A 24,391-nucleotide genomic window follows, 5' to 3' on the forward strand; every position below is an offset into this window, starting at 1 on the left:
GCGCACCGCTTCGGGCAGGCTTGCGAACCCGCCCCGCATGCTACGATCGCGCGCAGCCTATCCGCCATCGTGAAATCCGAGCCATGTCCGACACCGCCGCTGCCCCAGGCAGCATGAACATCCAGGAGGCGCTTGCCCGGGCCTATGCGCACTGGAATGCCGGTCAGGCCGACCAGGCCGAGATGCTGGCGCAGCGGGTGCTGGCGGTCTGGCCCGGCCAGCCCGACGCGCTCCACCTGCTGGGGTTGATGGCGCATGCGTACGGCAATCTGGATCTGGCCATTGCGCATCTGCGCCAGGCGTGTCTCGCGCCGCGCGCGCCGGCGATCTATTCGAGCAACCTCGCGGAAATGTATCGCCAGAAGGGCATGCTGACCGAAGGCGAGGAGGCCGCGCAGCGGGCGGTCGCGCAGGATCCGGCGCTCGTCTCCGGCTGGAACAACCTGGGCATCCTGCTGCAGGAGATGGGCCGGCTCGAACAGAGCCGCGTGTGTCTCGAACGCGTGGTGGCGCTCGATCCCGACGGTGCGCAAGCGCACAACAATCTCGGCAACACGTGGCGCCTGCTCGGACGGATGGACCACGCGCTCGCGTGCTATCGCCGCGCGCTCGAACTCCACCCCTCGTATGCGGAGGCGCATAGCAACCTCGCGTTCCTGCTGTCGACCCAGGGGCGCCACGACGAGGCCGCCGGGCATGCGCGGCGCGCGATCGACCTCAGTCCGCGCCTCATCGACGCCTACATGAATCTCGCGGAAGTCGAGATGTCGCGCCAGCGTCACGACGCGGCGCTGCGTGCGCTCGACATGCTCGGCGCGTTCGCGCCGCAGCATCCGGCCGCGCTGATTGCGCGCGCGAAGGCGCTCAGGAATATCGGCCATGCGGAAGAGGCGCTCGCGATCGCGCAGCACGTCGTCGCGCTCGTGCCGCGCAACGCCGACGCGCACAGCACGCTGGCCGCCATTTTGCAGGATCTCGGCCGCACCGCGGAAGCGCTGGACGCGTATGCGCAGGCCTCGACGCTGCCCGGTACCACCGCCGAGACCGCGCTGGTCGGCCGCGCGACGCTGCTGCTCGAAGCCGGGCGTCGCGACGACGCGCTCGCCGCCTTCGACGCTGTGCTGCAGCGCTTTCCCGACTCCGTGCAGACCCTGGCCGCGCGCTCGGACGTGCGCACGTTCAGCGCGGACGATCCCGACATCGCGGCAATGGAAAGCTTTCTCGCGCAGGGCGAGAGCCGTCCGCTGACCGAGCGCGTCGCCGCGCATTTCGCGCTCGGCAAGGCTTACCTCGACATCCGGGACCCCGCGCGCGCGTTCCGGCACCTCGACGCCGGCAACCGCCAGAAGCGCGCGTCATTCGATTACGACGGCGCGCAGACCGGGCAGTGGATGGCGCGCGTCCGCGCGGCCTTCACGCCCGCGCGCTATGCGCGCCTCGCGGGGCGCGGCGAGGCCGCGACGCTGCCGGTCTTCATCGTCGGCATGCCGCGCTCGGGCACGACGCTGATCGAGCAGATCCTGTCGTCCCATCCGCAGGTGAGCGGCGCGGGCGAACTGTCCGCGCTGCGCATCGCGGTCGAGGGCCTCGGCGCGTTCCCGGACTGGGTCGAAGCGCTCGACACGTCCGACACCGCGGCGGCGCTGCGTCAATGCGGGCAGGCGTATTTGTCGCGGGTGGCGCCGCTCGCGCAGGGGCGGCCGCTGCTGGTCGACAAGATGCCGGGCAATTTCCTGTATGCCGGCCTGATTCCGCTGATCCTGCCGGGCGCCCGCATCATTCACGCGCGGCGCGATCCGGTCGACACCTGTCTGTCGTGCTATACGAAGCTGTTCGGCGGACAGCAGCCGTTCGCATACGACCAGACCGAACTCGGCGTCTTCTATCGGGATTACGAGCGGCTGATGGCGCACTGGCGCACGCTGTTGCCCGCCGACGTGTTCATCGAAACCGACTATGAGGCCGTGGTCGACGATCTCGAAGGGCAGGCGCGTCGTCTGATCGGGTTCCTCGGCCTGCCGTGGGACGACGCATGTCTCGCGTTCCATCAGAACCGCCGCGTCGTGCGCACCGCGAGCGTCAACCAGGTGCGCCAGCCGATCTACACGACGTCGAAGGGCCGCTGGCACGCGTATGCGGGCTATCTGCGCCCGCTGCTCGACGCGCTCGGCGTCGAGGCCCCGCGATGAGCGGTGCGCTCCCGGACCTGCGCGCGCTCGAAGCCGAGGTGCGCACGCTGCTCGCAGCGGGCCGTCTCGAAGAGGCCGAAGCGCGCGTGCGCCCGTCCCTCGCGAGCGGCAGCGGCCCGCTCGCGCTGTGGAAACTGCTGGTCGCGACGATCCGTCCGCAGGGGCGCATCGCGGAGGCATGCGCCATCCAGGAGCGGCTGGTGGCGCACGCACCCGGCGATTTTCCGGCGCGCTTCGATCTGTCCGAAACGCTGCTGCTGCTGGGCGAGTTCGAGCGCGGCTGGCGCGAATATCGCTACCGCTACAGCCTCGCGCACACCAGCGCGATCGAGCGCAAGGTGCAGCGTCCGCGCTGGGACGGCCGTGCGATGCCCGGCAAGACGCTGCTGATTCACGACGAGCAGGGCTACGGCGACACCTTCCAGTTCATGCGCCTCGTACCGTGGGCGAAGCGCAAAAGCGCGGCACGGGTGGTGCTGGAGATCAACCGCGAGACGCTGTCGCTCGCGCGGCGCAGCGAGGGCTTCGACGAGATCATCGCGCGCGCGGACCTGCCGCCGGCATTCGATATGCACTGCGAAATGATGAGCCTGCCGATGGCCCTCGGCCTCACGCTCGACGATCTGCCCGGCCCGACGCCGTATCTGCACGCCGACCCGCAGCGGCTTGCGCGCTGGCAGCAGCGTCTCGCGGACGTGCCGCGGCCGCGCGTTGCGCTCGTCTGGGCCGGGCGGCCGACGCACTTCAACGACGCCAACCGCTCGATGCGCCTCGCGCAGCTCGCCCCGCTCGCGCAGCCGGGCGTCAGCTTCGTCGCGCTCCAGAAAGGCCCCGCGGCGGCCGAGGCCGCCACGCCGCCGCACGGCATGTCGCTGCTGTCGCTCAGCGACGAGATTGCGGATTTCGAGGACACCGCCGCGATCCTGTCGAGCGTCGATCTGCTGATCTCCGTCGATTCGTCGCCGGTCCATCTGGCAGGCGCATTGGGTTGCCCGACCTGGGTGATGTTGCCGAAGGTGCCGGACTGGCGCTGGCTGCTCGATCGCACCGACACGCCGTGGTATCCGCGCATGCGCCTGTTTCGCCAGGACGTGCGCGGCGACTGGCAAGGCGTCGTCACGCGGATGGCGGCCGAACTCGCGCGGCTCGACCCGCGATGACGCGTGCGCACGACCGGTTCGCGCGCATCCGTTCGCGGCGAGCGCGCATGCCGCGTGCGGCAGCCGTGCTGTGCGCGTTGCTGCTCGGCGCGGCGTTGCCGGGTTGTGCCGCGCTGGACCGCGACGCGCACGCCGACGCGCTCGCGGCGCCCGCGCATTTGCAGCGCCTGCAGGTCGATACCGGCACGTTCGTGCTGACGGCGTATGCGCGCATCGCGCGGCGCGACCGGCCGCTGCGCGTCTATATCGAGGGCGACGGGCTCGCGTGGCTGTCGCGCACCGAGCCGTCGCTCGACCCGACGCCGCGCGAGGCCACCGGGCTCGCGCTCGCGGCCGAGGATCCCGCGCCGAACGTCGTCTACCTCGCGCGCCCGTGCCAGTTCACGCCGATGGCGATCAATCCGCGCTGCGGCATCCCGTACTGGACCGGCAAGCGTTTCGCGCCCGACGTGATCGCGGCGATGAACGACGCGGTGAGCCGGTTCGCCGCGCGCACGCCGGGGCAGCCGGTGGAACTGGTCGGCTACTCGGGCGGCGGCGCGGTCGCCGTGCTGATCGCGGCGCGACGCAACGATGTCGCGTCGATCCGCACGGTCGCCGGCAATCTCGACGATGCATTCGTCAACCGGCTGCATCATGTCTCGGCGATGCCGGAGTCGGAGAATCCGATCGATTTCGCGTCGCGCATTGCCGGCATCGCGCAGCTTCATTTCAGCGGTGCCGACGACGCAACGGTGCCGCCTGTGGTCGCGCAGCGTTTCGTCGACGCGACGGGCCCGCGCTGCGCGCGCGCGATCACGGTCGCGGGCGTGTCGCACGACGACGGCTGGCGCCGCGTGTGGCCGTCGCTGCTGACGATCGCGCCGGGGTGTGCGGGCACGGCCCAGGCGCCGTAGAATGCCGGCATGAAAAGCCTGCTGATTCGCAACGTGCGCACGGATGCGGGCGGCCCGCTCGACGTGCTGGTCGAGGACGGCCGGATCGCCCGGCTCGGGCCGGCCATCGACGGACAGGACGCCTGCAGCATCGAAGACGGGGCGGGCCTGCTCGTGCTGCCCGGTCTCGTCGAGGGGCATACGCATCTGGACAAGACCCTCTGGGGCATGCCGTGGTATCACAACGCGGTTGAGCCGCACCTGATCGAGCGCATCGGGAACGAGCGCCGCTGGCGCGCGGCGACGCGCCACGATGCCGGCGCGCAGTCGCTCGCGCTGGCGCGGGCGTTTCTTGCCGCGGGTACGACGCGCTTGCGCACGCATGTCGATATCGACACCGATGCCGCGCTGCGGCACCTGCACGGCGTCCTCGCCACGCGCGAGACGTTGCGCGGGCAGATGGAGATCCAGATTGTCGCGTTTCCGCAATCGGGCGTGCTGAAGCGGCCCGGCACCGACGTGCTGCTCGCCGAAGCGCTGCGCGCCGGGGCCGATCTGCTCGGCGGCCTGGATCCGTGTGCGGTCGAGGGCGACGCGGTGCAGGTGCTCGACCTGCTTTTCGGACTCGCCGAGCGGCATGGCTGCGGTCTCGACCTGCATCTTCACGAGCGATCGACCATGGGCGCGTATTCGCTCGACCTGATTCTGCAGCGCACGGCCGCGCTGCAGATGCAGGGCAAGGTGGCGATCAGCCACGGGTTCTGCCTCGGCGATCTCGCCGCGCGGGAGCGCGATGCCCTGCTCGCGCGGATGGCCGAACTCGACGTCGCGCTGGTGACGACCGCGCCGGCCTCCGTCGCGGTGCCGCCGGTGGCCGCCTGCCGCGCGGCAGGCGTCACGGTGATCGGCGGCAACGACGGGATTCGCGATACGTGGACGCCCTACGGCACGCCTGACATGCTGGAGCGCGCGATGTTGATCGGCTTGCGCAACGACTTCCGGCGCGACGACGAACTCGCCGTCGCGCTCGATTGCGTCACGCACAGTGCGGCGCGCGGCTGCGGCTTTGCCGATTATGGCCTGCATCCCGGCGCCCGCGCGGACCTCGTGCTGGTCGACGCGCAAACGCCGGCGGAGGCCGTGGTCGCGCGGCCGGTGCGCAAGCTCGTCGTGGCGGGCGGCGCCATCGTCGCGCGGGACGGGCGGCTGGTCTGAGGGCGCGAGGCGCGTGTGCGCCGCGCCGATGGGGCGGGCGCTGGGGACGTCGAAGCGTTCGTCTTCTCGACCTTCGCCGGGCTATGGCTCGGCGCGCTCGTGTTCGGCCAGGTGGCGGACCGGTTCGGACGCCGCGTCATCTTCACGTGGTCGCTCGTCTGGTACGTCGCGTGCACGGCGATCACGGCATTCCAGACGACCGGCCTCGCGCTGAACCTGTGGCGCTTCGTGGCCGGTATCGGCATCGGCATCGAACGGGTGACGATCGACACGTACATCTCCGAACTGATCCCAAGCGCGGAGCGCGGCCGGGCCTATGCGGTCAACCAGTGCATCACGTTCAGCGTGGTGCCCGTGGTCGCGTTTCTTGCGTACATCCTGAAGGACACGCAGCCGCTCGGCCTCGACTACTGGCGCATCGTGATCCTGATCGGTTCGCTCGGCGCGGTCGTCGTGTGGTTCCTGCGCCGCAGTATTCCCGAGAGCCCGCGCTGGCTGGCCCGTCATGGACGTATCGACGAGGCCGAGCGGATCGTCGCGGACATCGAGCGTCGCGTGGTGGCCGGGAAGTCGGTCGCGCGGGTGCCGCCCGCGCCGGTCCAGCTCGAAAAGGGCGGCCGCGGAACGCTGGGCGAAGTGCTGCGTCCGCCGTACCTGCGGCGCACCGTGATCCTCTCGATCTTCAACATGGCGCAGGTCGTCGGCTTCTACGGATTTGCCGCGTGGGTGCCGACGCTGCTGATCGAGCGCGGCGTGCACGTGACGCAAAGCCTCGGATACGCCTTCGTGATCGCGATCGCCAACCCGTTCGGGCCGCTGATCGGCATCTGGCTCGCGGACAGGTTCGAGCGCAAGACGCAGATCGTCGCAGGCCTGCTGACGATGGCGGTCGTGATCGCGCTGTTTGCGCGAGCCTCCGAGCCTGCGCTGCTGATCGTGCTCGGCGTGCTGTTCACGCTGGCGTCGAACGTGGTGTCCTACGCGTACCACGGCTACCAGGCCGAGCTGTATCCGACCCGCGTGCGCGCCCGCGCGGTGGGTTTCGTGTACTCGTGGAGCCGGATCGCGGCGGCGTTCGCGGGGCTCGCCATCGGCGTGCTGCTGCATCGCTACGGCGTGCCGGGCGTGGCGATCTTCATCGGCGTGTCGCTGGTCGTGGGGATCGCGATGATCCTGCTCGGCCCGAAGACCCGGGGTCTCGCGCTGGAGCAGATCAGCCACTGAGGTACGCGGTGCGCACGCGCGGCGTGGCGCGTCGCGCATGCGAGCCGATCGGGATTCCGAATGGAAATGCCGTGAATTTTTTCGTAAGGAATGGCAATCCGGCAGGAAACATGCCGATCGCGCCGGTATGGCTGCCGCGATAACCGGGCATTATTCGGCATGCTGATTTTTAATCTCGTGCAAACCGCCGATTCAGACGGCGATTTCATGCCTCACTATGCCGTTTAAGAAACGGCGTCATGAATATCGTGACCACGAGGGGCGATTGAAGCGATATCCCGGGTTCGGGGCGCCGGGCTACAATGGCCCCCGCCCGGATATTCGCCAGCCGTTGCCGGTCTGATATCCGCAGACTCTTTTCCACGCGCGCCTGTTCAAAGACCGATGGCTTCTTTTCCCACCGATTCCGCCGATTTCGCCGATCCCGCCTGCCGCGCGCTCGCGCTGCGCGCGGCCGAAGACAGCGACACCGGTTTCCTGCGAGACGTGTTCGTCGCGACGCGCAGCGGCGAATTCGCGCGCTCCGGCTGGGATTCCGGGCGCATCGCCGCGCTGCTCGCCGGGCAGTTTGCGATGCAGCATGCCTATTACCGCGAGCATTATCCCGACGCGCATTTCGACGTCGTCATGCAGGGCGACACGCGGATCGGCCGTCTCTATCACGCCTGGACCGACACCGAACTCCAGCTGGTCGATATCGCGCTGATGCCCGAGCGGCGCGGCGCCGGCGTCGGCACGCTGCTGATGCGCGCGCTCGTCGCCGAGGCTGCCCGGCGCGGGCTTGCCGCGCGGCTCTATGTCGAAGCGGACAATCCGGTGCGGGCGCTGTATGGCCGGCTCGGGTTCGTGCGCGCCGGCGAGAACGGCGTCTACGAACTGATGCGGCGCGCGCCGGGCGGTCTCGAAGCGGGCATCGCGCCCACGCTTTCGCTCGCGCAACTCGAGGCCGGCAAACAGGGGCGGCGCGCGGCGCCGGCAACGCACGGCTGACGCGGATTGCGGCGGCGCAAACGCACAGAAGCACAGAAGCACAATGGAACGCCGCCCGAAGGGTATTCAAAGGGTAATTCCTGGCAACGTCATACAAATAACAGATTGCCTCGTCACTATTGACACGTTACGATTGTAATTCTTCGGAAGAAATTAAAAGAACAGGATTATCCGTGATGCATACCGGATTTCCCATCCATTTTCGACCGGAATTCGATCAATCATCGCCTGAACCGGGGGGCTTATGGCGGAGATTCCAACCCAGGCGGAACTGTCCGCATCGCTCGGAAATATTTTCGTGTTTTCGGGGCAGGGCGACGGGTCGCTCTCAGGCCGGCTGATCGAAGTCGGCACGGGCGTGCCGATGAGTGCGCATTACACCTGCTATACCGCGCTATTCGAAATGCCGGCAGGCGCCAGCCTGCCGCAGGGCGTCTATCGCGTCGCGTCGCCGGGCGGCGACGCGTGGGACGTGCTCGTCACGCCGTATCGGCCGACGCCCGAAGGCAACCCGGTGATGGGCGCGGTTTTCCATTGCCGGGTGCGGGCGGCCGATCCCGCCTGCGCCGCATAAGGCGCCGCTCGCCGCACGCGGCGTTTCAGGCAGCCGTTTTCTTCCGCAACCCGCATGTCACAAGCACAAGCCTCGATAACAAGGAGATAAGAATGAGCGATCCGTTTCTCGGTGAAATCCGCATGGTGGGCTTCACGTACGCACCCTATGGCTGGGCGCTTTGCCAGGGCCAGACCTTGCCGATCGCGCAGAACACCGCGCTGTTCTCGCTGCTCGGCACCGTGTACGGCGGCAACGGCACCAGCACGTTCCAGTTGCCGAACTTCGCCGGCCGCAGCCCGGTCGGCACCGGCACCGGGGCCGGCCTCGCGCCGGTCAATCCGGGCGACATCGGCGGCACGGAAAGCGTCTCGATGACGATCGACAACCTGCCGTCGCATACGCACACGGCGACCGCTACCGGCGGCTCGACGGTGACGGGCAACGTCTCGATTCCGGCGAGCACGCTCACGACGAATGCATCGAACACGCCCGGCCCGTCCGCGGTCCTCGGGACGCCCGTCGCAGCCGGTCATCCGGTGAATCTGTACAGCACCAACCCGCCGAATACGACGCTCGCGCCGGTGCCGGTGTCGCTGCAGGGCAGCGCGCCGCTGATCCAGAACAGCGCAACCGGCAACAGCATGCCGGTCGACATCCGCAACCCCTATCTGGGCATTACCTTCGTCATCGCCCTGCAAGGGATGTTCCCGTCGCGCTCGTAAGCGGCGAGGCTTCGATCGGCGGCACCGCAGCACAGGAACCTGAAGCATGAAAGTCGTCACGCAACTGCTCAAGCATCTCCTCGCGCCGCGCCGGCCGGCGGGCGCGCGGCCGGTCAGGCCGGCGCCGCTGCTGCTGCCGCTCGAACCCCGGATTGTCTATGACGCGTCGGTCGCGGTGATCGGCGCGGCCGTGCATCACCACACCGAAGAGAGCGCCGGCAACGCCGCGAGCCATGCCGGCAGGGCGGAGCATGCAGCTGAAAATGCGGTCGCGAATGCGTCGGCACGCGTCGGCACGTCGGAAGCCGTCGGCGCGACGGCGGCGAATCCGGCGTCGCACCCCGGCGGGTCCGCGGGCGCGGATGCGCAGGCACTGCGCGAATTCAACGTGCACCGCACGCCCGGCGAGACGGCCGCGGGGCAGGAAAATCAGGTCGTGTTCGTCGACCCGAGCGTGAGCGACTATCAGGAACTGGTGAGCGGCTTGCCGCCCGGCACGCGCTACGTCGTTCTGAATCCCGACACCGACGGTCTCGAACAGATCGCGCAGTACCTGGAGGCCCATCCGGGCGTCGATGCGATTCACCTCGTGTCGCATGGCGCGGATGGCGAGATCCAGGTCGGTTCGACCTGGCTGAACGAAGGCGACCTGTCGGCATACAGCGCCGAGCTTGCGCAGATCGGCGCGGCGATGAAGCCCGGCGGCGACTTCCTGATCTACGGCTGCGACGTCGCGCAGAACGCGGACGGGCAGGCGCTCGTGCAGCAGGTCGCGGCGCTGACCGGCCTGAACGTCGCGGCATCGAGCGACGCCACCGGCGCGGCGTCGCTCGGCGGCGACTGGACGCTCGAATACCAGGTCGGCGACGTGCATACGCCGGTGATTTTTTCCGCGGCGTCCGAACAGCAGTACGCCTACGTGCTCGGGCAGACGGTCGAAACCTACGACGCGTACGCGAACGGCGGCGCGGGGGAAGTGATCGCGTCGAACGCGTCGTCGTTTACGCTCGACGGCATCACCTATACGACCGACAACGCGGTGGAGTCGGGCGTCTACACGAGCACGACGAACAACGGGACGGTGGACGGCGCACCGCTGTCGACCGGCGCGACGGACGGCGTGCTGATGATCAACGACAACGGCAACGCGCCGATGACCGAGGTCACGATCACCCTCTCGGACGGCGATCCGATGGCGGTGAGCAGTTTCGACTTCGACGAGGGGTTGAGCAGCGGCACGATCTATCTGATTCCGGACGGCAACACCAGCAAGGAAATCGCGCTGTCGGGCTCGCAACTGAGCGGTCTCGTCAATCTGTCCGGCAACGCGAACTTCAAGGGCATCACGTCGATCGAGATTCTCGATTCCGGCGACAGCGGCCCTTTCACGCCGACGCTGAACAATTTCACCTACACCGACCTCAGTTCGCCGCCGAACCTCACCGCGAGCGGCGGCACCACGTCGTTCGTCGAGGGCGACAATGTCGTGCACACGCCGTCGACGCCGGTCGCGGTGGACAGCGGTATCACGCTCACCGACGGCGATTCGGGCACGGCCGTCTCGGCGACCGTCTCGATCACCGGCAATTTCCATAGCGGGCAGGACGTGCTGTCGTTCACGAATACGAGCAGCGCGACGTACGGCAACATCACGGCGTCGTATACCGCGGCCACCGGCGTATTGACGCTGACGTCGGCAAGCGGCACCGCGACCATCGCCCAGTGGCAGGCGGCGCTCGAAGCGGTCACGTATACCGACACCGCGATCGCGCCGAACACGTCGACGCGCACGATCAGCTTCTCCCTGAACGACGGCGAGGGCGACGCGGGGTCGAGCAACACGGTGACGAAGCAGGTGTCGGTCTCCACGACCGATCAGATTCCGGTCGTGACGACGACCGGCGGCACGACGAATTACGAGGCGACGTCGGCCAACCCCGTCACGATCGACAGCGGCGTGTCGGTGACGGACAGCGACAACGCCACCGAAGCGTCGGCGACGGTCACGATCAGCAGCGGCTTTCACAGCGGCGATACGCTGTCGTTCACGAATACAAACAGCACGACGTACGGCAACATCACGGCATCGTACAACGCGGGCACGGGCGAGCTGACGCTGAACTCGTCGAGCGCCACGGCAACCAAGGCACAATGGACGGCCGCGCTCGACGCGGTGTCGTTTTCGAGCACCAGCACCACGACCGGCGACCGCACGGTGTCGTTCGTCGTCAACGACGGCACCGGCAACAGCCTCGCGGCGACCGACACGGTCGCGGTGACCGCGCCGCCGACCGTCACGATGGACTCGGGGTCGGCCGCATTCGTCGCGGGCGACAACACGAGTTCGACGCCGGTGGCGGTCGATTCGGGGCTGACGTTCACGGACGGCAGCATCGGCGAATCGCAGTCGGCGACGGTCGCGATCACGGGCAACTTCCAGAGCGGCGAAGACATGCTGTCGTTCACGAACACGAACAGCACGACCTACGGCAACATCGCGGCGGCGTACAGCGCGGGCACCGGGGTGCTGACGCTGACCTCGTCGGGCGGCACGGCGACCACCGCGCAATGGGAAGCGGCGCTGCAGGCGGTGACGTACACCGACACGGCGGTCACGCCGAACAATGCGACGCGCACGATCAGCGTCACGGTGACGGACGATAGCGGCGTCGCCAGCAACACCGCGACGCGCACGGTGACGGTGGCCGACACGGACCAGACGCCGATCGTCACGACATCGTCCGGCACGACGAATTACCTTGGCGGCACGGGCGCGGTCACCGTGGATAACGGCGTATCGCTCAGCGATCTGGACAACACGACGCAGGCGTCGGGCACGGTGTCGGTCAGCGGCGGCTTCCAGATTGGCGATACGCTGTCGTTCACGAACACGGCCAGCGCGACGTACGGCAACATCACGGCGTCGTACAACGCGGGCACGGGCGTGCTGACGCTGAGTTCGTCGGGCGCGACCGCGACCGACGCGCAATGGGCGAACGCTTTCAGCGCGGTGACGTTCTCCAGCACCAGTACGACCTATGGCGACCGCACGGTGTCGTTCGTCGTCAACGACGGCACGGAAAACAGCACGGCCGCGACGAAGACCGTCGACGTGACGAATCCGGATCCGGTCGTGACGACCGACGCGGGCTCGGCGGCGTTCGTCGCGGGCGACAACGTGGCGTCGACGCCGGTCGCGATCGATCCGGGTCTGACGTTGACGGACCCGGGCAGCGGCGAACTGCAGGCGGCGACGGTCGCGATCACGGGCAACTTCCACGCCGGTGAAGACGTGCTGTCGTTCACGAACACGAACGGCACGACCTACGGCAACATCGCGGCTTCCTATAACGCAAGCACCGGCGTGCTGACGCTGACGTCGTCGGGCGGCACGGCGAGCACCGCGCAATGGCAGGCCGCGCTGCAGGCGGTGACGTACACGGACATCGCGGTCACGCCGAACAATGCGACGCGTACGATCAGCTTCTCCGTCACGGACGACAACAGCAATACCAGCAATACCGCGACGCGCACGGTGACGGTGGCGGATACGGACCAGACGCCGATCGTCACGACATCGTCCGGCACGACGGGCTATGTGGGCGGCTCGTCGGCGACGGCCGTCGACGGCAGCGCGACGGTCAGCGACCTCGACAACACGACGCAGGCGTCGGGCACGGTGTCGATCACGGGCGGCTTCCATAGCGGCGATACGCTGTCGTTCACGAACACGGGCAGCGCGACATACGGCAACATCACGGCATCGTACAACGCGGGCACGGGCGTGCTGACGCTGAGTTCGTCGGGCGCAACCGCGACCGATGCGCAATGGTCGAACGCGTTCGACGCGGTGACGTTCTCGGCATCGTCATCCGCGACGCCGGGCGACCGCACGGTGTCGTTCGTCGTGAACGACGGCGCGGAAAACAGCGCGGCCGCGACGAAGACGGTCGACGTACTGGGGCCGCCGACCATCACGACGGATGCGGGGTCGGCCGCATTCGTCGCGGGCGACAACACGGCGTCGACGCCGGTCACGATCGATTCGGGGCTCACGCTGACCGATGGAAGCAGCGGCGAGCTGCAATCGGCCACGGTCGCGATCACGGGCAACTTCCACGCCGGTGAAGACGTGCTGTCGTTCACGAACACGAACGGCACGACCTACGGCAACATTGCGGCTTCCTATGACGCGAGCACCGGGGTGCTGACGCTGACCTCGTCGGGCGGCACGGCGAGCATCGCGCAATGGCAGGCCGCGCTGCAGGCGGTGACGTACACGGACACCGCGATCACGCCGAACAATGCGACGCGCACGATCAGCTTCTCCGTCACGGACGACAACAGCAGCATCAGCAATACCGCGACGCGCACGGTGACGGTGACCGATACGGACCAGACGCCGATCGTCACGACATCGTCGGGCACGACGGACTACGTGGGCGACACGTCGGCGGTGCGCGTCGATAGTGGCGCCGCCGTCAGCGATCTGGACAACACGACGCAGGCGTCGGGTGCGGTGTCGATCACAGGCGGCTTCCAGAGCGGCGATACGCTGTCGTTTACGAACACGAGCAGCGCGACGTACGGCAACATCACGGCGTCGTACAACGCGGGCACGGGCGTGCTGACGCTGAGTTCGTCGGGCGCGACCGCGACCGACGCGCAATGGTCGAACGCGTTCGACGCGGTGACGTTCTCCAGCACGAGCGCGACCTATGGCGACCGCACGGTGTCGTTCGTCGTGAACGACGGCACGGAAAACAGCGCGGCCGCGACGAAGACGGTCGACGTGCTGGGTCCGCCGACCGTCACGACGGATGCGGGGTCGGCCGCGTTCGTCGCGGGCGACAACGTGGCGTCGACGCCGGTCGCGATCGATCCGGGGCTCACGCTGACCGATGGAAGCAGCAGCGAGCTGCAATCGGCCACGGTGGCGGTCACGGGCAACTTCCATAGCGGCGAAGACCTGCTGTCGTTCGCGAACACGAACGGCACGACCTACGGCAACATCGCGGCCTCCTATGACGCGGGCACCGGCGTGCTGACGCTGACGTCGTCGGGCGGCACGGCGAGCGTCGCGCAATGGCAGGCCGCGCTGCAGGCGGTGACGTACACGGACATCGCGGTCACGCCGAACAATGCGACGCGTACGATCAGCTTCAGCGTGACCGACGACAACAGCCATACCAGCGCGATGGCGACGCGCACGGTGACCGTGGCCGACACGGACCAGACGCCGATCGTCACGACGACGGCCGGCGCGACGCGCTACGTTGCGGGCACGACGGGCGCCGCGGTGGACGGCGGCGCAGCGGTCAGCGACCTCGACAACACGACGCAGGCGTCGGGCACAGTGTCGATCACGGGCGGCTTCCAGAGCGGCGATACGCTGTCGTTCACGAATACGGGCAGCGCGACGTACGGCAACATCACGGCATCGTACAACGCGGGCACGGGCGTGCTGACGCTGAGTTCGTCGGGTGCAACCGCAACCGACGCGCAATGGGCGAGCGCCTTCGACGCGGTGACGTTCTCGGCATCGTCATCCGCGACGCCGGGCGACCGCACGGTGTCGTTCGTCGTCAACGACGGCGCGGAAAACAGCGTGGCCGCGACGAAGACGGTCGACGTGCTGGGTCCGCCGACCGTCACGACGGATGCGGGGTCGGCCGCGTTCGTCGCGGGCGACAACGTGGCGTCGACGCCGGTTGCAATCGATCCGGGTCTGACGTTGACGGACCCGGGCAGCGGCGAGCTGCAATCGGCCACGGTGGCGGTCACGGGCAACTTCCACGGCGGCGAGGACGTGCTGTCGTTCGCGAACACGAACGGCACGACCTACGGCAACATCGCGGCTTCCTATGACGCGAGCACCGGCGTGCTGACGCTGACCTCGTCGGGCGGCACGGCGAGCGTCGCGCAATGGCAGGCCGCGCTGCAGGCGGTGACGTACACGGACACGGCGATCACGCCGAACAATGCGACGCGCACGATCAGCTTCACCGTGACCGACGACAACGCGGCGACCAGCAACATGGCGACGCGCACGGTGACGGTCGCCGACACGGACCAGACGCCGGTGCTGAGCGGCGGCGGCCACAGCGTGGCCTATGCGGCGACCGGCGCGGGGACGTCGGTCGATCTCGCGCCGGGGCTGACCGTGTCCGATCGGGACAATGCGACGCAGGCGTCGGCGACGGTATCGATCACCGGCGGGTTTGCCAGCGGCGATACGCTGGTGTTCACGCAAGACGGCGCGACGATGGGCAACATCGCCGGCACGTACGACGCGAGCACCGGCGTGCTGACGCTGACGTCGGCCGGCTCGACGGCGACGCTCGCGCAGTGGCAGGCCGCGCTGAACGCGGTTCGCTATGCACAGGGCCCGGGCGACATGGTGAGCGGCACGCGCACCGTGAGCTTCGTCATCAGCGACGGCACGCAGACGAGCGCGCCCGTCACGACGACGGTGGTGGTTGCCGCGGAGCCGCCTGCCGTGGTGCAGCCGGCGATGCCGCCCGGCATGGAGATGCCGGCCCCCGGGACGTCCGGCGCGAGCGGGTTCGGCGACGTGCTGTCGCCCGCGCCGTTCGTGCTGACCGCGCTCGACACGCCGAACAACCCGATCAATACGACGCCGGTGGTCCGGACGATCACGTTCTCGAACGGCAGCGGCCGTCCGTTCGCCGGAATCAACACCACCACGGTCGCGAGCGGGCCGACGCTCGCGCCGCCGTCGTTCGGACCGGTGCCGTCGTTCGCGACGCCGGCCGCCGTGGAGCGGATCGATATCGCGCCGGACCGCGCGTTCTCGGTGGTGCTGACGGGCGTCGTCGACGCGGCGAACGGCGGCGCAGGCGGCGCGATTGTCGCGCTCGAGTCACCCGACGGCCATGCGCTGCCGGCCTGGCTGCATTACGACCCCGCAACCGGACGTCTGTCCGGCGTCGCGCCGGCGAACGGACCGCGCGAATTGCGGCTGATCGTGGTGGTGCGCGACGCGAACGGGCATCGGGCGCGGCGCGAGGTGATCGTCGAACTGGCCCATGCGCACGCGCATCCCGCGCATTCAGGACAGCCCGCCCATCCGACGCATCCCGCCCATCCCGCGCCGCACGCCGCTCCCCACCCGGTCCCGCAGGCGGCGCTGCCGGCCGGCAAGCCGTCGCTCGCCGCGCAGTTTGCGCGGCAGCGCGGCCTGCTGCACGTGGTGCCGCTCGCGCCGTCCTCTTCTCATCCGGCGAACGCATGACGTTCGATCGACACGCTATCCCTACCTTCAAGATCAAGAGAGCGAAATAGTGAAAGACGCTTCCATGTCCCGCTTTGTCCCGCGGCTGTCGTTGTGCGCGCTGGCGGTCGCCGCGCTGTGGCTATCCGGCTGCGCGGTGCGACCGACGCCGCTGACCGGCAGCGAACTGACCCGGCAGGCGCAGGCCGACCGCACGGCGATGTTCAGCAACGAGGCGCCGGTGAAGGGGCCGATCACGCTCGACGAGGCGATGGCGCGCGCGCTGCGCTACAACCTCGATCACCGGCAGAAGATGATGGAGGAAGCACTCGGCCAGCGGCAGCTCGACGTGTCGAATTTCGACATGCTGCCGAAGCTGACGACCGATGCCGGCTACACGGCGCGCAACCATTACCTCGTGTCCAGCTCCGAGGACTACCTGACCGGCGGCCCGTCGCTGCCGCCGTCGTATTCGGCCGACAAGACGGACAAGACCTTCGATCTGGCGTTCACCTGGAACATCCTCGATTTCGGCGTCAGCTATTTCGAGGCGAAGCAGCAGGCCGACCGCGTGCTGGTGCTCGAACAGCGCCGCCGCAAGGTCGTGCAGCTGATGATGCAGCAGGTGCGCGAGGCGTACTGGCAGGCAGCGGGCGCGCAACGGCTGAGCGGGCACATCGCGCCGCTGCTGAAGCAGGCCGAAGCGGCGCTCGACGATTCGCGCAAGGCGCAGCAGGAGCAGTTGAGTTCGCCGCTGAACACGCTGACCTATCAGCGCGAACTGCTCGACATGATCCGTCAGCTCGAGGCGATCCGCTACCAGCTCGACGAAGCGAAGCCGAAGCTCGCGGCGCTGATGAATCTCGAACCGGGCGAGGATTACACGCTCGCGCCGCCGGCCGGCTTCGCGATCCCGACCTTCGACATGCCGATGGCGAAAATGGAGGAGACCGCGCTCGAACGGCGGCCCGAACTGGTGGAAGCCGACTACAACGCGCGCATCGGCGTGAACCAGACGCGCGAGGCGCTCGCGAAGCTGCTGCCGGGCATCGAGATCGAACTCGGCACGCACTACGACAGCAACAGTTTCCTGACCTTCCACTCGTGGCGCGACGCGGGTCTCCAGGTGAGCTGGAACCTGCTCAACGTGCTGAACGCGAAGAACATCCGCGGTGTCGCGAACGCGAAACTCGATGTGGCGAAGGCCCAGCGGCTCGCGCTGAGCATGGCCGTGCTGACGCAGGTGCACGTCGCGCGCATCGAGCTCGACGCGAAGGAGCGGCAGTTCGATCTCGCGCGCCAGCTCGACGACGTCGACCAGCAGATTCTCGTCCACACGCGCAACGCCGAACAGGCGAGCGCCGAAGGCAAGCTCGCCGAGATTCGCGCGGCGGCGACCGCGATGATGTCGGAGCTGCGCCTGTTCGAAAGCTACGGCGAAATGGAAGGCGCCTACGGCCAGTTGCTGGCCACGCTCGGTCTCGATCCGGTGCCCGATACCCTCAAGGGCGACGATCTCGCGTCGATCGAGCAGGCAATCGGTCAGGAGCAGCAGCGCTGGCGCGCCCTGGGGCAGGCGGGCGCGGCGCCGGTCGCGGCGGCGCAGCAGCCCGCGCCGGGGCCGACGCTGGCGGCGGCAGCCGCACACGCGCCGGCGCAGGCTCGAACGCAAGCCCAAACGCAAGCCCAAACGCAAGCCCAAACGCAAGCCCAAACGCAGGCACAAGCTCAGCCTCAAGCGCGGCCGCTGCCGGTCGCCGCGTCGGTCGTGCAGACGAGCGCGCGGGCCGACGTCGTGCACAGCGGGGCGGAGCAATGAGGATGACGCAGGGATGGCGCGCGTCATGCGCGTCGCTGGCGTGGTGTTGTGCCCTGTTCTGGGCGCCCCAAGGCCGATGCGCGACGCCGCCCCAGCCGCTGCCGCAACTCGCGGCGGCGGTGCCGGCTTCGTCGGTGCCGTCGGCCGACGACGGCCGCATCCGCATCCAGCTCGTATCGCGAGACAAGGTCGATATTTCCAGCGAGATCAATGCGAAGATCGCGTCGCTGCCGTTTCGCGACGGCGATGCGTTCCGTACCGGCCAGGTGCTGGTGTCGCTCGACTGCGCGCTGTACGTGGCGCAATTGCACAAGGCGCAGGCGGAAGCCGGCGCGTCGCACGATCTGCTGGGCGTCGACGAGCGGCTCGCGCAACTGCATTCGATCGGCGAGCTCGACGTCGCGCAGGCGCAAGGCAAGGCGAAGTCCGACGCCGCACAGGTCGCGTTCATGCAGGCCACCGTGCGCCAGTGCACGATCACGGCCCCGTTCGCCGGCCGCGTGGTCACGCGCGACGCGTCGCCGCAGCAGTTTGCCGAAGCCGGCAAGACGCTGCTGACGATCGTCGACACCGGCCATCTCGAACTGAAAATGATCGTGCCGTCGAAGTGGCTCGCGTGGCTCAAGCCCGGCCGGCCGCTGACGGTGCAGGTGGACGAGGTCGGCCGCCGCTATCCGGCGCGCGTCGCGCGCATCGGCGCGAGCGTCGATCCCGTGACGCAGACCGTCGACGTCACCGCCGCGCTGACGGGCAGCGCGCCGGAGCTGCTGCCGGGCATGAGCGGCTGGGCGCTGTTCGATGTCCCCCGATGACGGCGCGCGCCCGGGCGGCGCGGCGGGCATGAGCGGCACGACGATCCGCATCGAGCCGGCCCAGATCGCGCTGCTCTGGCAACTCGCCGCACGCGCGCGCGACGCGGCGAGCGAGCAGACGCTCGCGTTCACCATCGTCAACGAAACGCTTGCGCTGCTGCCGTACCGGCAGGCTGCCTGGTGGCGCGCGCCGTTGCCGGGGGCGGTCGGCGCCGTGTCGGGGCTGCCGCAAAGCGACCCCGGCGCACCGTATGTGCAATGGCTCGGCGCAGTGTGCCGCGTGCTCGCGCGCGAGGCGTCGCCGGCTGCGGACGGCGCGCGCGTCGTGCGGCCGTTCGGGGCGGCCGACCTGCCGGCCGACGCCGCCGCGCTCGCCGCCGAATGGAGCGCGTGGTGGCCGGCGCACGGTCTCTGGCTGACGTTGACGGACCGCTCGGGGCGTCTGCTCGGCGCCGTGCTGTTCGCGCGCGACGAGGCCTGGGCGCCGGTCGATCTCGCGCTGCTGTCCGAACTGGCGCAGGCGTGGTCGCATGCGTTCGCCGCGCTGCATCCGCTGCCGTCGTGGACCGCCCGCGTGCGCGCGGCGCTGAAGCCCGGCCGCACGCGGCGCCGGCTGCTGATCGGCGCGGCCGTTCTCTGCATCGTGCCGGTGCGGCTCACGGTGCTGGCGCCGGCGGAAGTCACCGCGAAGGATCCGTTCGTCGTGCGCGCGCCGCTCGACGGCGTGATCGACCGGCTCTACGTGCAGCCGAATCAGCGCGTGACGGTCGGCGAGGCGCTGCTCGGGCTCGATCCGACGACGCTGCAGTCGCGCTACGCGGTCGCCCGCAAGGACTACGACACCGCGCAGGAAGAGTACCGGCAGACCGCGCAGCTCGCCGTCACCGACGACAAGGACCGGCTCGACATGGCGCTGCGCAAGGGCAAGCTCGACGAAAGCGCGATCGATCTCGACTACACGGCCGCGCAGCTCGCGCGCGTGCGCGTGAGCGCCACGCGCGCGGGCGTCGCGGTGTTCGCCGACACGAACGACTGGACCGGCCGGGCGGTCGCGGTCGGCGAGAAGGTGATGCTGCTCGCCGATCCCGCGCACGTCGAACTGACGGCCTGGCTGCCGGTCGCGGACGACATCGACGTGCGGCCCGGCGCGCGCCTCACGCTCTATCCGCAGAGCTCGCCGCTCGCGTCGTACGACGCGCGCATCGAGACCATCGCCTATCGCGCCGAGCCGACGCCCGAGGGCGTGCTCGCTTACCGCATCAAGGCCGCTTTCAGCGGCGACGGCGTGCGGCCCGTGCTCGGCATGATGGGCACCGCGCGCATTCGCGGCGGCTGGGTGCCGCTCGTCTACTACGTGCTGCGCCGCCCGCTCGCGACCGCGCGGCAATGGCTGGGCTGGTAAAGGCCGCGATGCCGTCAGGTATGCCCGATCGACGTTCCGCCATGCTCCAGTTGCCCCAGCTTCGCCAGGAGCTCACGCTCTCGCGCGGCGCGCCGACGCCCGAAGGCGCGCCGACCTGGATGCTGCACGACCCGGCCGCGAACCGCTTTTTCCAGCTCGGCTGGCCCGCGTTCGAACTGCTGTCGCGTTGGGCGCTCGACGACGCCGCCGCGATCGTCGCCGCGGTCAACCGCGAAACCACGCTGACGGTCGGCCTCGCGGACTTCGACGCGTTGCTCGCGACGCTGCGCCAGCAGCATCTGCTCGTCGCGCGCTGCGCGGCCGATACCGGCCGGCTGTCCGCGAGCGCCGAAGCCAGCCGGCTTTCGCATGCGATGTGGCTGCTCAAGCACTATCTGCTGATCCGCGTCCCGCTGTGGCAGCCGATGCCGTTCCTGCGGCGCTTCAGCCGCTATGCCGGCTTCGCGTACCGGCCGGCGTTCTGGGCCGGCGTCGCGGGATGCGCGCTGGTGGGCCTCTTCATGGTGTCGCGGCGCTGGGACGAGTTCGTCCACACGTTCCACCGCTATGCGGACTGGCAAGGCCTCGCGGCGCTCGCGCTCGCGATCGGCTTCGCGAAGGTGCTGCACGAGTTCGGCCACGCGTTCACCGCGTACCGCTACGGCTGCCGCGTGCCGACGATGGGGATCGCGCTGCTGGTGATGCTGCCGGTGCTCTACACCGATACGACCGAGGCGTGGCAGGTATCCGACCGGCGCCGCCGGCTGCGCATCGGCGCGGCCGGCATGCTGGCCGAACTGGTGCTGGCCGTGCTGGCGACGGTCGCGTGGAACCTGCTGCCGGACGGTCCGCTGCGCGCCGGCGCATTCCTGCTGGCGACGACCACGTGGATCGGCACGCTTGCGATCAACGCGAGTCCGTTCATGCGCTTCGACGGCTACTTCCTGCTGTCGGACTGGCTCGACATGCCGAACCTGCACGATCGCGCGTTCGCGTTCGGCCGCTGGGGGCTGCGCGAGTGGCTGTTCGGACTGGGCGATCCGCAGCCGGAGCCGTGCGCGCCGCGCCGGCGGCGCTTCCTGATCGCCTTCGCGTTCGTCACGTGGCTCTACCGGCTGACCGTGTTCTTCTCGATCGCGCTGGTCGTCTATCACACCTTTTTCAAGGCGCTCGGCACCGCGCTTTTCTGCGTGGAGTTCGGCTGGTTCATCGTGCGGCCCGTCACGCGCGAGTTCGGCGCGTGCTGGCGGCGGCGCGGCGAATTGCGCTGGCGGCGGCAGACCGTGCGCAGCGCGCTCGCCGGCGCCGCGCTGTTCGGCTTTTTCGTGCTGCCGTGGCAGCGCGGCGTGAGTGCGCCCGCGGTGTTCGGGCCGAGCCTCGCGCAAGGGCTGTACGCGCCGGCGGCGGCCTACGTGTCCGATGCGGTCGCGCCCGCGCGCGACGGCCAGCACGTTGCGGCGGGCACGGTGCTGGCGGTGTTGAGCTCGCCGGAGCTCGACTACCGGCTCAAGCGCGCACAGGCCGAAGCGGACCTGCTCGACTGGGAGGTCGCGCAGCAGCCGTTCGACGACCGGCTGCTGCAACTGGGCGTGGCGCTCGCGCGACGGCGCGATGCCGCGCATCAGACCGTGGCGGGGCTTGCGGCCCAGATCGCGCAACTGACGGTGCGCGCGCCGTTCGCCGGCGTGGTCGAAAGCGTCGCGGACGAAGGGCTGGCCGCCGGCGAATGGGTGCCGCGCGGCGAGCGGCTGTTCGACGTGGTGTCGCCCGCGGGCGGGGCGGGTGCGGCGAGTGCGGCGGGTGCGGCGAGTGCGGCGAGTGCGGCGAGTGTGGCGGACGGGCGCATCAAGGGCGAAGCGTTTGTCGGCGAGGACGACGTGGGGCGCCTCGCGGTCGGCGATGCCGCGACCTTTATTGCGGCGCGGCCGGAAGCGCACGCGCTGCATTGCCGGGTGACGGCGATCGACCGCGTGAATCTCGCGACGCTGGACGAACCCTACGTCGCGAGCCCTTACGGCGGCCCGATACCGGCCACGCTGCAACAGGGAACGCGGCAGCTGGTGCCGCTCGCCGCGACGTACCGGGTGCGCGTGGGCGCGTGCGCGGGGAACGCGGCGCTGCAGCGCCAGGTGGTCGGCACCGCGACGCTCGGCGCGCTGCCGGCGAGCCTCGCGTGGCGCGGATTGCGCAAGCTGCTCGCGGTGATCGAGGGGCAGGCGGGGGCGTAGGGGGCGGTTGGCCGTCTCCGGCAGCTGGTACACCAATCGTGTCGGGAAACGAGGGGCGGCCGCGGCGCGCGATGCCATGCCGCCCCTGAAAAGCGACAGGCTGCAGCGCCACAGGGTGCTGCACCACCCGATCAATCCCTAAAAGAATGACTCAAATAAATAAGTAGTCCTGCTAATTCAGGATCATGACATGCCGTTGTGCGGATGACGCAGGCGGTGTCCCGTCGGCGCATCGTCAATCGCAGACGATGCGCGTTAGCTCCTCTGGTGTGGACCACCGAAGTATCCGCTAACGGGCGCACCCCCCCGCCTGCTGCCGCGCGCTATCCGTTTGCGTCAAGCGGTCAGGTTAACCTTTCACTCAATTCAGCCGCAGTTTTTCTCAATCGCGGCATGGCGATGCGCGGGCAGAATCTTCCAGCAGACGGGCAACGTACTCCGCCATCGCGGCATGCCGCGATGGCGGAGTACGAACCATTACTACTACAGGGAGACAGGGACTGCCATGAAATACAAGGCGGCGATAGGCCTTTGCGCGGTGTTGATCGCCGCTGCACCAGCGTGGGCCGGGGAGACGCCCCAATGGAGTCAGGACGGCCCGGGCACGGTCACGCTGTATGGCTCCGTCGATCAGGGTATCGAGTACATCGACAACCAGGCGACGGGCACGACGACCCATAGCAGTGTCCGCATGGGTTGGGGCACGGACACCTCGTACTTCGGATTGCGCGGCAACGAGGATCTGGGCGAAGGACTGCGGGCCATATGGGATCTGCAAGGCGGGTTTCAGGCGAGTAACGGATCGTCGAGCCAGGGGGGGCGCCTGTTCGGCCGGCAGTCGTATGTCGGGTTGAGCGGAGACTTCGGTCGCCTGACGTTCGGCCGGCAGTACACGATGCGGGCGTACGCGGTCAAGCCCGTCAATCCGTTCGGATTCGGCGCGCAAGGTCTCACCACCCTGGACAACGGCATCGCCAATCCGCGCGCCGACAACGCGATCAGCTACCTGTACCACATCGGCGGATTCGAAACCGGCGTGAATTACAGCTTCGGCCGCGATGCGGTAGACGGCGGCACGGCGGTGGCCACCAACTGTCCGGGCGAATCTACCCCTTCACCCGAATGCCGAGAATGGTCTGCACTACTGAAGTATGAAAATCCGCAGTGGGGCGTTGCCAGCGCCTACGAGCGCAATTACGGCGGTACGCCGGCCACCTGGGGCGGTTTGACGTCGCCCGGGCTGACGGACAGCCGCTTCATCCTCGGGGCCTACTTCAACGTACGTGACGCGCGGTTCGGAATGGGCTGGATCAGGCGCGACGACGAGGGCATCGCGACACCGAAGAGCAATCTGGTGTGGTTGACGGGCACGGTGCCGGTGAACCGGTTTCTCTCGTTCGACAGCGAACTGGCGGAACTCAAATACGATCAGTCGCCCAACAAGGCAATCATGCTTGTCCTGCGCGGGGTGTACACGTTATCGGATAGCACGGCGCTGTACGTGACGGCTGAGCACATGAAGAATAGCGGCACGCTCGCGCTTGCCGCGAGCACGATCATCCCGGTTGTCGATCCGCGTGAAGGCGGGTCGCAAACGTCGGTTATCGCTGGGATCAGGCACCGGTTCTGAGCGCTCGCATGGAAGAGTGCGAGCCGGACCCTCACCGAAAGCAGGCAACGAAATGCCTTATGTCCGGCGCTCGGCAGTGGTTGACGCGGTCCGCTGGTTTGGACGCGGCGATCATCCGTGGGTGGTCGAGCATGAAACAGGATGGGTGATCGCGACCCCAGACGGCTGGTTCAATGTTGTGCCGGGCGACTGGATCATCACGGACGCGTCCGGGTGTGCATGGCCGATGGACAACGCCCGCTTCGAAGCCACCTATGAACGGATCGGGTGAGGCGTGCCGCGCATACCAGGACGTGCGAACCGGCATCGGGCCGCATCCGTGTCGGCGCCGTCGC

At 68.7% G+C, this 24,391-nt stretch carries 15 protein-coding genes; all 15 read left to right on the forward strand.

The window, feature by feature from the left end; genetic code table 11:
• Positions 1–83 precede the first annotated feature (83 nt).
• The 15 genes from AC3AP7_RS21220 to AC3AP7_RS21290 all read left to right on the forward strand — a co-directional run bounded on the left by AC3AP7_RS21220 (position 84) and on the right by AC3AP7_RS21290 (position 24,327).
• Positions 84–2,189, forward strand: coding sequence for a tetratricopeptide repeat-containing sulfotransferase family protein (locus tag AC3AP7_RS21220; protein ID WP_487364525.1), 2,106 nt, complete (start codon positions 84–86; stop codon positions 2,187–2,189).
• Positions 2,186–3,349, forward strand: coding sequence for a glycosyltransferase family 9 protein (locus tag AC3AP7_RS21225; RefSeq protein ID WP_487364526.1), 1,164 nt, complete (start codon positions 2,186–2,188; stop codon positions 3,347–3,349). Before AC3AP7_RS21220 ends, AC3AP7_RS21225 begins: the two co-directional genes overlap by 4 nt.
• 47 nt (positions 3,350–3,396) lie before the next feature.
• The gene (locus AC3AP7_RS21230) at positions 3,397–4,245 is read left to right on the forward strand and encodes an alpha/beta fold hydrolase (RefSeq protein WP_487364527.1); all 849 of its coding nucleotides are present in this window, start codon (positions 3,397–3,399) and stop codon (positions 4,243–4,245) included.
• Positions 4,246–4,254: 9 nt separating this feature from the next.
• A complete protein-coding gene (locus tag AC3AP7_RS21235; protein WP_487364528.1) occupies positions 4,255–5,439 on the forward strand; it encodes an amidohydrolase family protein in 1,185 nt (394 codons plus the stop codon).
• A gap of 15 nt (positions 5,440–5,454) precedes the next feature.
• A complete protein-coding gene (locus tag AC3AP7_RS21240) occupies positions 5,455–6,663 on the forward strand; it encodes an MFS transporter (RefSeq protein WP_487364529.1) in 1,209 nt (402 codons plus the stop codon).
• A gap of 384 nt (positions 6,664–7,047) precedes the next feature.
• Positions 7,048–7,653, forward strand: a complete 606-nt coding sequence (locus AC3AP7_RS21245) for a GNAT family N-acetyltransferase (protein WP_487364530.1) — start codon at positions 7,048–7,050, stop codon at positions 7,651–7,653.
• A gap of 244 nt (positions 7,654–7,897) precedes the next feature.
• Complete coding sequence (locus AC3AP7_RS21250) at positions 7,898–8,227, forward strand: DUF6916 family protein (protein ID WP_487364531.1); 330 nt, start codon at positions 7,898–7,900, stop codon at positions 8,225–8,227.
• 92 nt (positions 8,228–8,319) lie between these two features.
• On the forward strand, positions 8,320–8,931 hold the full coding sequence (locus AC3AP7_RS21255; RefSeq protein WP_487364532.1) for a phage tail protein: 612 nt from the start codon (positions 8,320–8,322) through the stop codon (positions 8,929–8,931).
• Positions 8,932–8,977: 46 nt separating this feature from the next.
• Positions 8,978–16,186 (forward strand): DUF4347 domain-containing protein, encoded by a 7,209-nt coding sequence (locus tag AC3AP7_RS21260; protein ID WP_487364533.1) that lies wholly within the window; start codon positions 8,978–8,980, stop codon positions 16,184–16,186.
• A gap of 64 nt (positions 16,187–16,250) precedes the next feature.
• Positions 16,251–17,984 (forward strand): TolC family protein, encoded by a 1,734-nt coding sequence (locus tag AC3AP7_RS21265; RefSeq protein ID WP_487364534.1) that lies wholly within the window; start codon positions 16,251–16,253, stop codon positions 17,982–17,984.
• A gap of 2 nt (positions 17,985–17,986) precedes the next feature.
• Positions 17,987–18,796, forward strand: coding sequence for an efflux RND transporter periplasmic adaptor subunit (locus tag AC3AP7_RS21270; RefSeq protein WP_487364535.1), 810 nt, complete (start codon positions 17,987–17,989; stop codon positions 18,794–18,796).
• Positions 18,783–20,198, forward strand: a complete 1,416-nt coding sequence (locus tag AC3AP7_RS21275) for an efflux RND transporter periplasmic adaptor subunit (RefSeq protein ID WP_487364536.1) — start codon at positions 18,783–18,785, stop codon at positions 20,196–20,198. Before AC3AP7_RS21270 ends, AC3AP7_RS21275 begins: the two co-directional genes overlap by 14 nt.
• 41 nt (positions 20,199–20,239) lie before the next feature.
• Positions 20,240–22,426, forward strand: a complete 2,187-nt coding sequence (locus AC3AP7_RS21280; protein ID WP_487364537.1) for a site-2 protease family protein — start codon at positions 20,240–20,242, stop codon at positions 22,424–22,426.
• Between the two features lie 505 nt (positions 22,427–22,931).
• Positions 22,932–24,056 carry a porin gene (locus AC3AP7_RS21285; RefSeq protein WP_487364538.1) on the forward strand — a complete coding sequence of 375 codons (1,125 nt, stop codon included), beginning with the start codon at positions 22,932–22,934 and terminating at the stop codon, positions 24,054–24,056.
• A 52-nt stretch (positions 24,057–24,108) separates the two neighbouring features.
• A complete protein-coding gene (locus AC3AP7_RS21290; protein ID WP_487364539.1) occupies positions 24,109–24,327 on the forward strand; it encodes a hypothetical protein in 219 nt (72 codons plus the stop codon).
• Positions 24,328–24,391: the final 64 nt, after the last annotated feature.

Source organism: Paraburkholderia sp. PAMB 6770 (genome assembly GCF_057748135.1).

Excerpts from the sequence above, each read along its gene's own strand:
- AC3AP7_RS21220 (WP_487364525.1), top strand. The coding sequence starts at position 84 with ATGTCCGACACCGCCGCTGCCCCAGGCAGCATGAACATCCAGGAGGCG.
- AC3AP7_RS21225 (WP_487364526.1), top strand. The coding sequence starts at position 2,186 with ATGAGCGGTGCGCTCCCGGACCTGCGCGCGCTCGAAGCCGAGGTGCGC.
- AC3AP7_RS21230 (WP_487364527.1), top strand. The coding sequence starts at position 3,397 with ATGCCGCGTGCGGCAGCCGTGCTGTGCGCGTTGCTGCTCGGCGCGGCG.
- AC3AP7_RS21235 (WP_487364528.1), top strand. The coding sequence starts at position 4,255 with ATGAAAAGCCTGCTGATTCGCAACGTGCGCACGGATGCGGGCGGCCCG.
- AC3AP7_RS21245 (WP_487364530.1), top strand. The coding sequence starts at position 7,048 with ATGGCTTCTTTTCCCACCGATTCCGCCGATTTCGCCGATCCCGCCTGC.
- AC3AP7_RS21250 (WP_487364531.1), top strand. The coding sequence starts at position 7,898 with ATGGCGGAGATTCCAACCCAGGCGGAACTGTCCGCATCGCTCGGAAAT.
- AC3AP7_RS21255 (WP_487364532.1), top strand. The coding sequence starts at position 8,320 with ATGAGCGATCCGTTTCTCGGTGAAATCCGCATGGTGGGCTTCACGTAC.
- AC3AP7_RS21260 (WP_487364533.1), top strand. The coding sequence starts at position 8,978 with ATGAAAGTCGTCACGCAACTGCTCAAGCATCTCCTCGCGCCGCGCCGG.
- AC3AP7_RS21265 (WP_487364534.1), top strand. The coding sequence starts at position 16,251 with ATGTCCCGCTTTGTCCCGCGGCTGTCGTTGTGCGCGCTGGCGGTCGCC.
- AC3AP7_RS21270 (WP_487364535.1), top strand. The coding sequence starts at position 17,987 with ATGACGCAGGGATGGCGCGCGTCATGCGCGTCGCTGGCGTGGTGTTGT.
- AC3AP7_RS21275 (WP_487364536.1), top strand. The coding sequence starts at position 18,783 with ATGTCCCCCGATGACGGCGCGCGCCCGGGCGGCGCGGCGGGCATGAGC.
- AC3AP7_RS21280 (WP_487364537.1), top strand. The coding sequence starts at position 20,240 with ATGCTCCAGTTGCCCCAGCTTCGCCAGGAGCTCACGCTCTCGCGCGGC.
- AC3AP7_RS21285 (WP_487364538.1), top strand. The coding sequence starts at position 22,932 with ATGAAATACAAGGCGGCGATAGGCCTTTGCGCGGTGTTGATCGCCGCT.
- AC3AP7_RS21290 (WP_487364539.1), top strand. The coding sequence starts at position 24,109 with ATGCCTTATGTCCGGCGCTCGGCAGTGGTTGACGCGGTCCGCTGGTTT.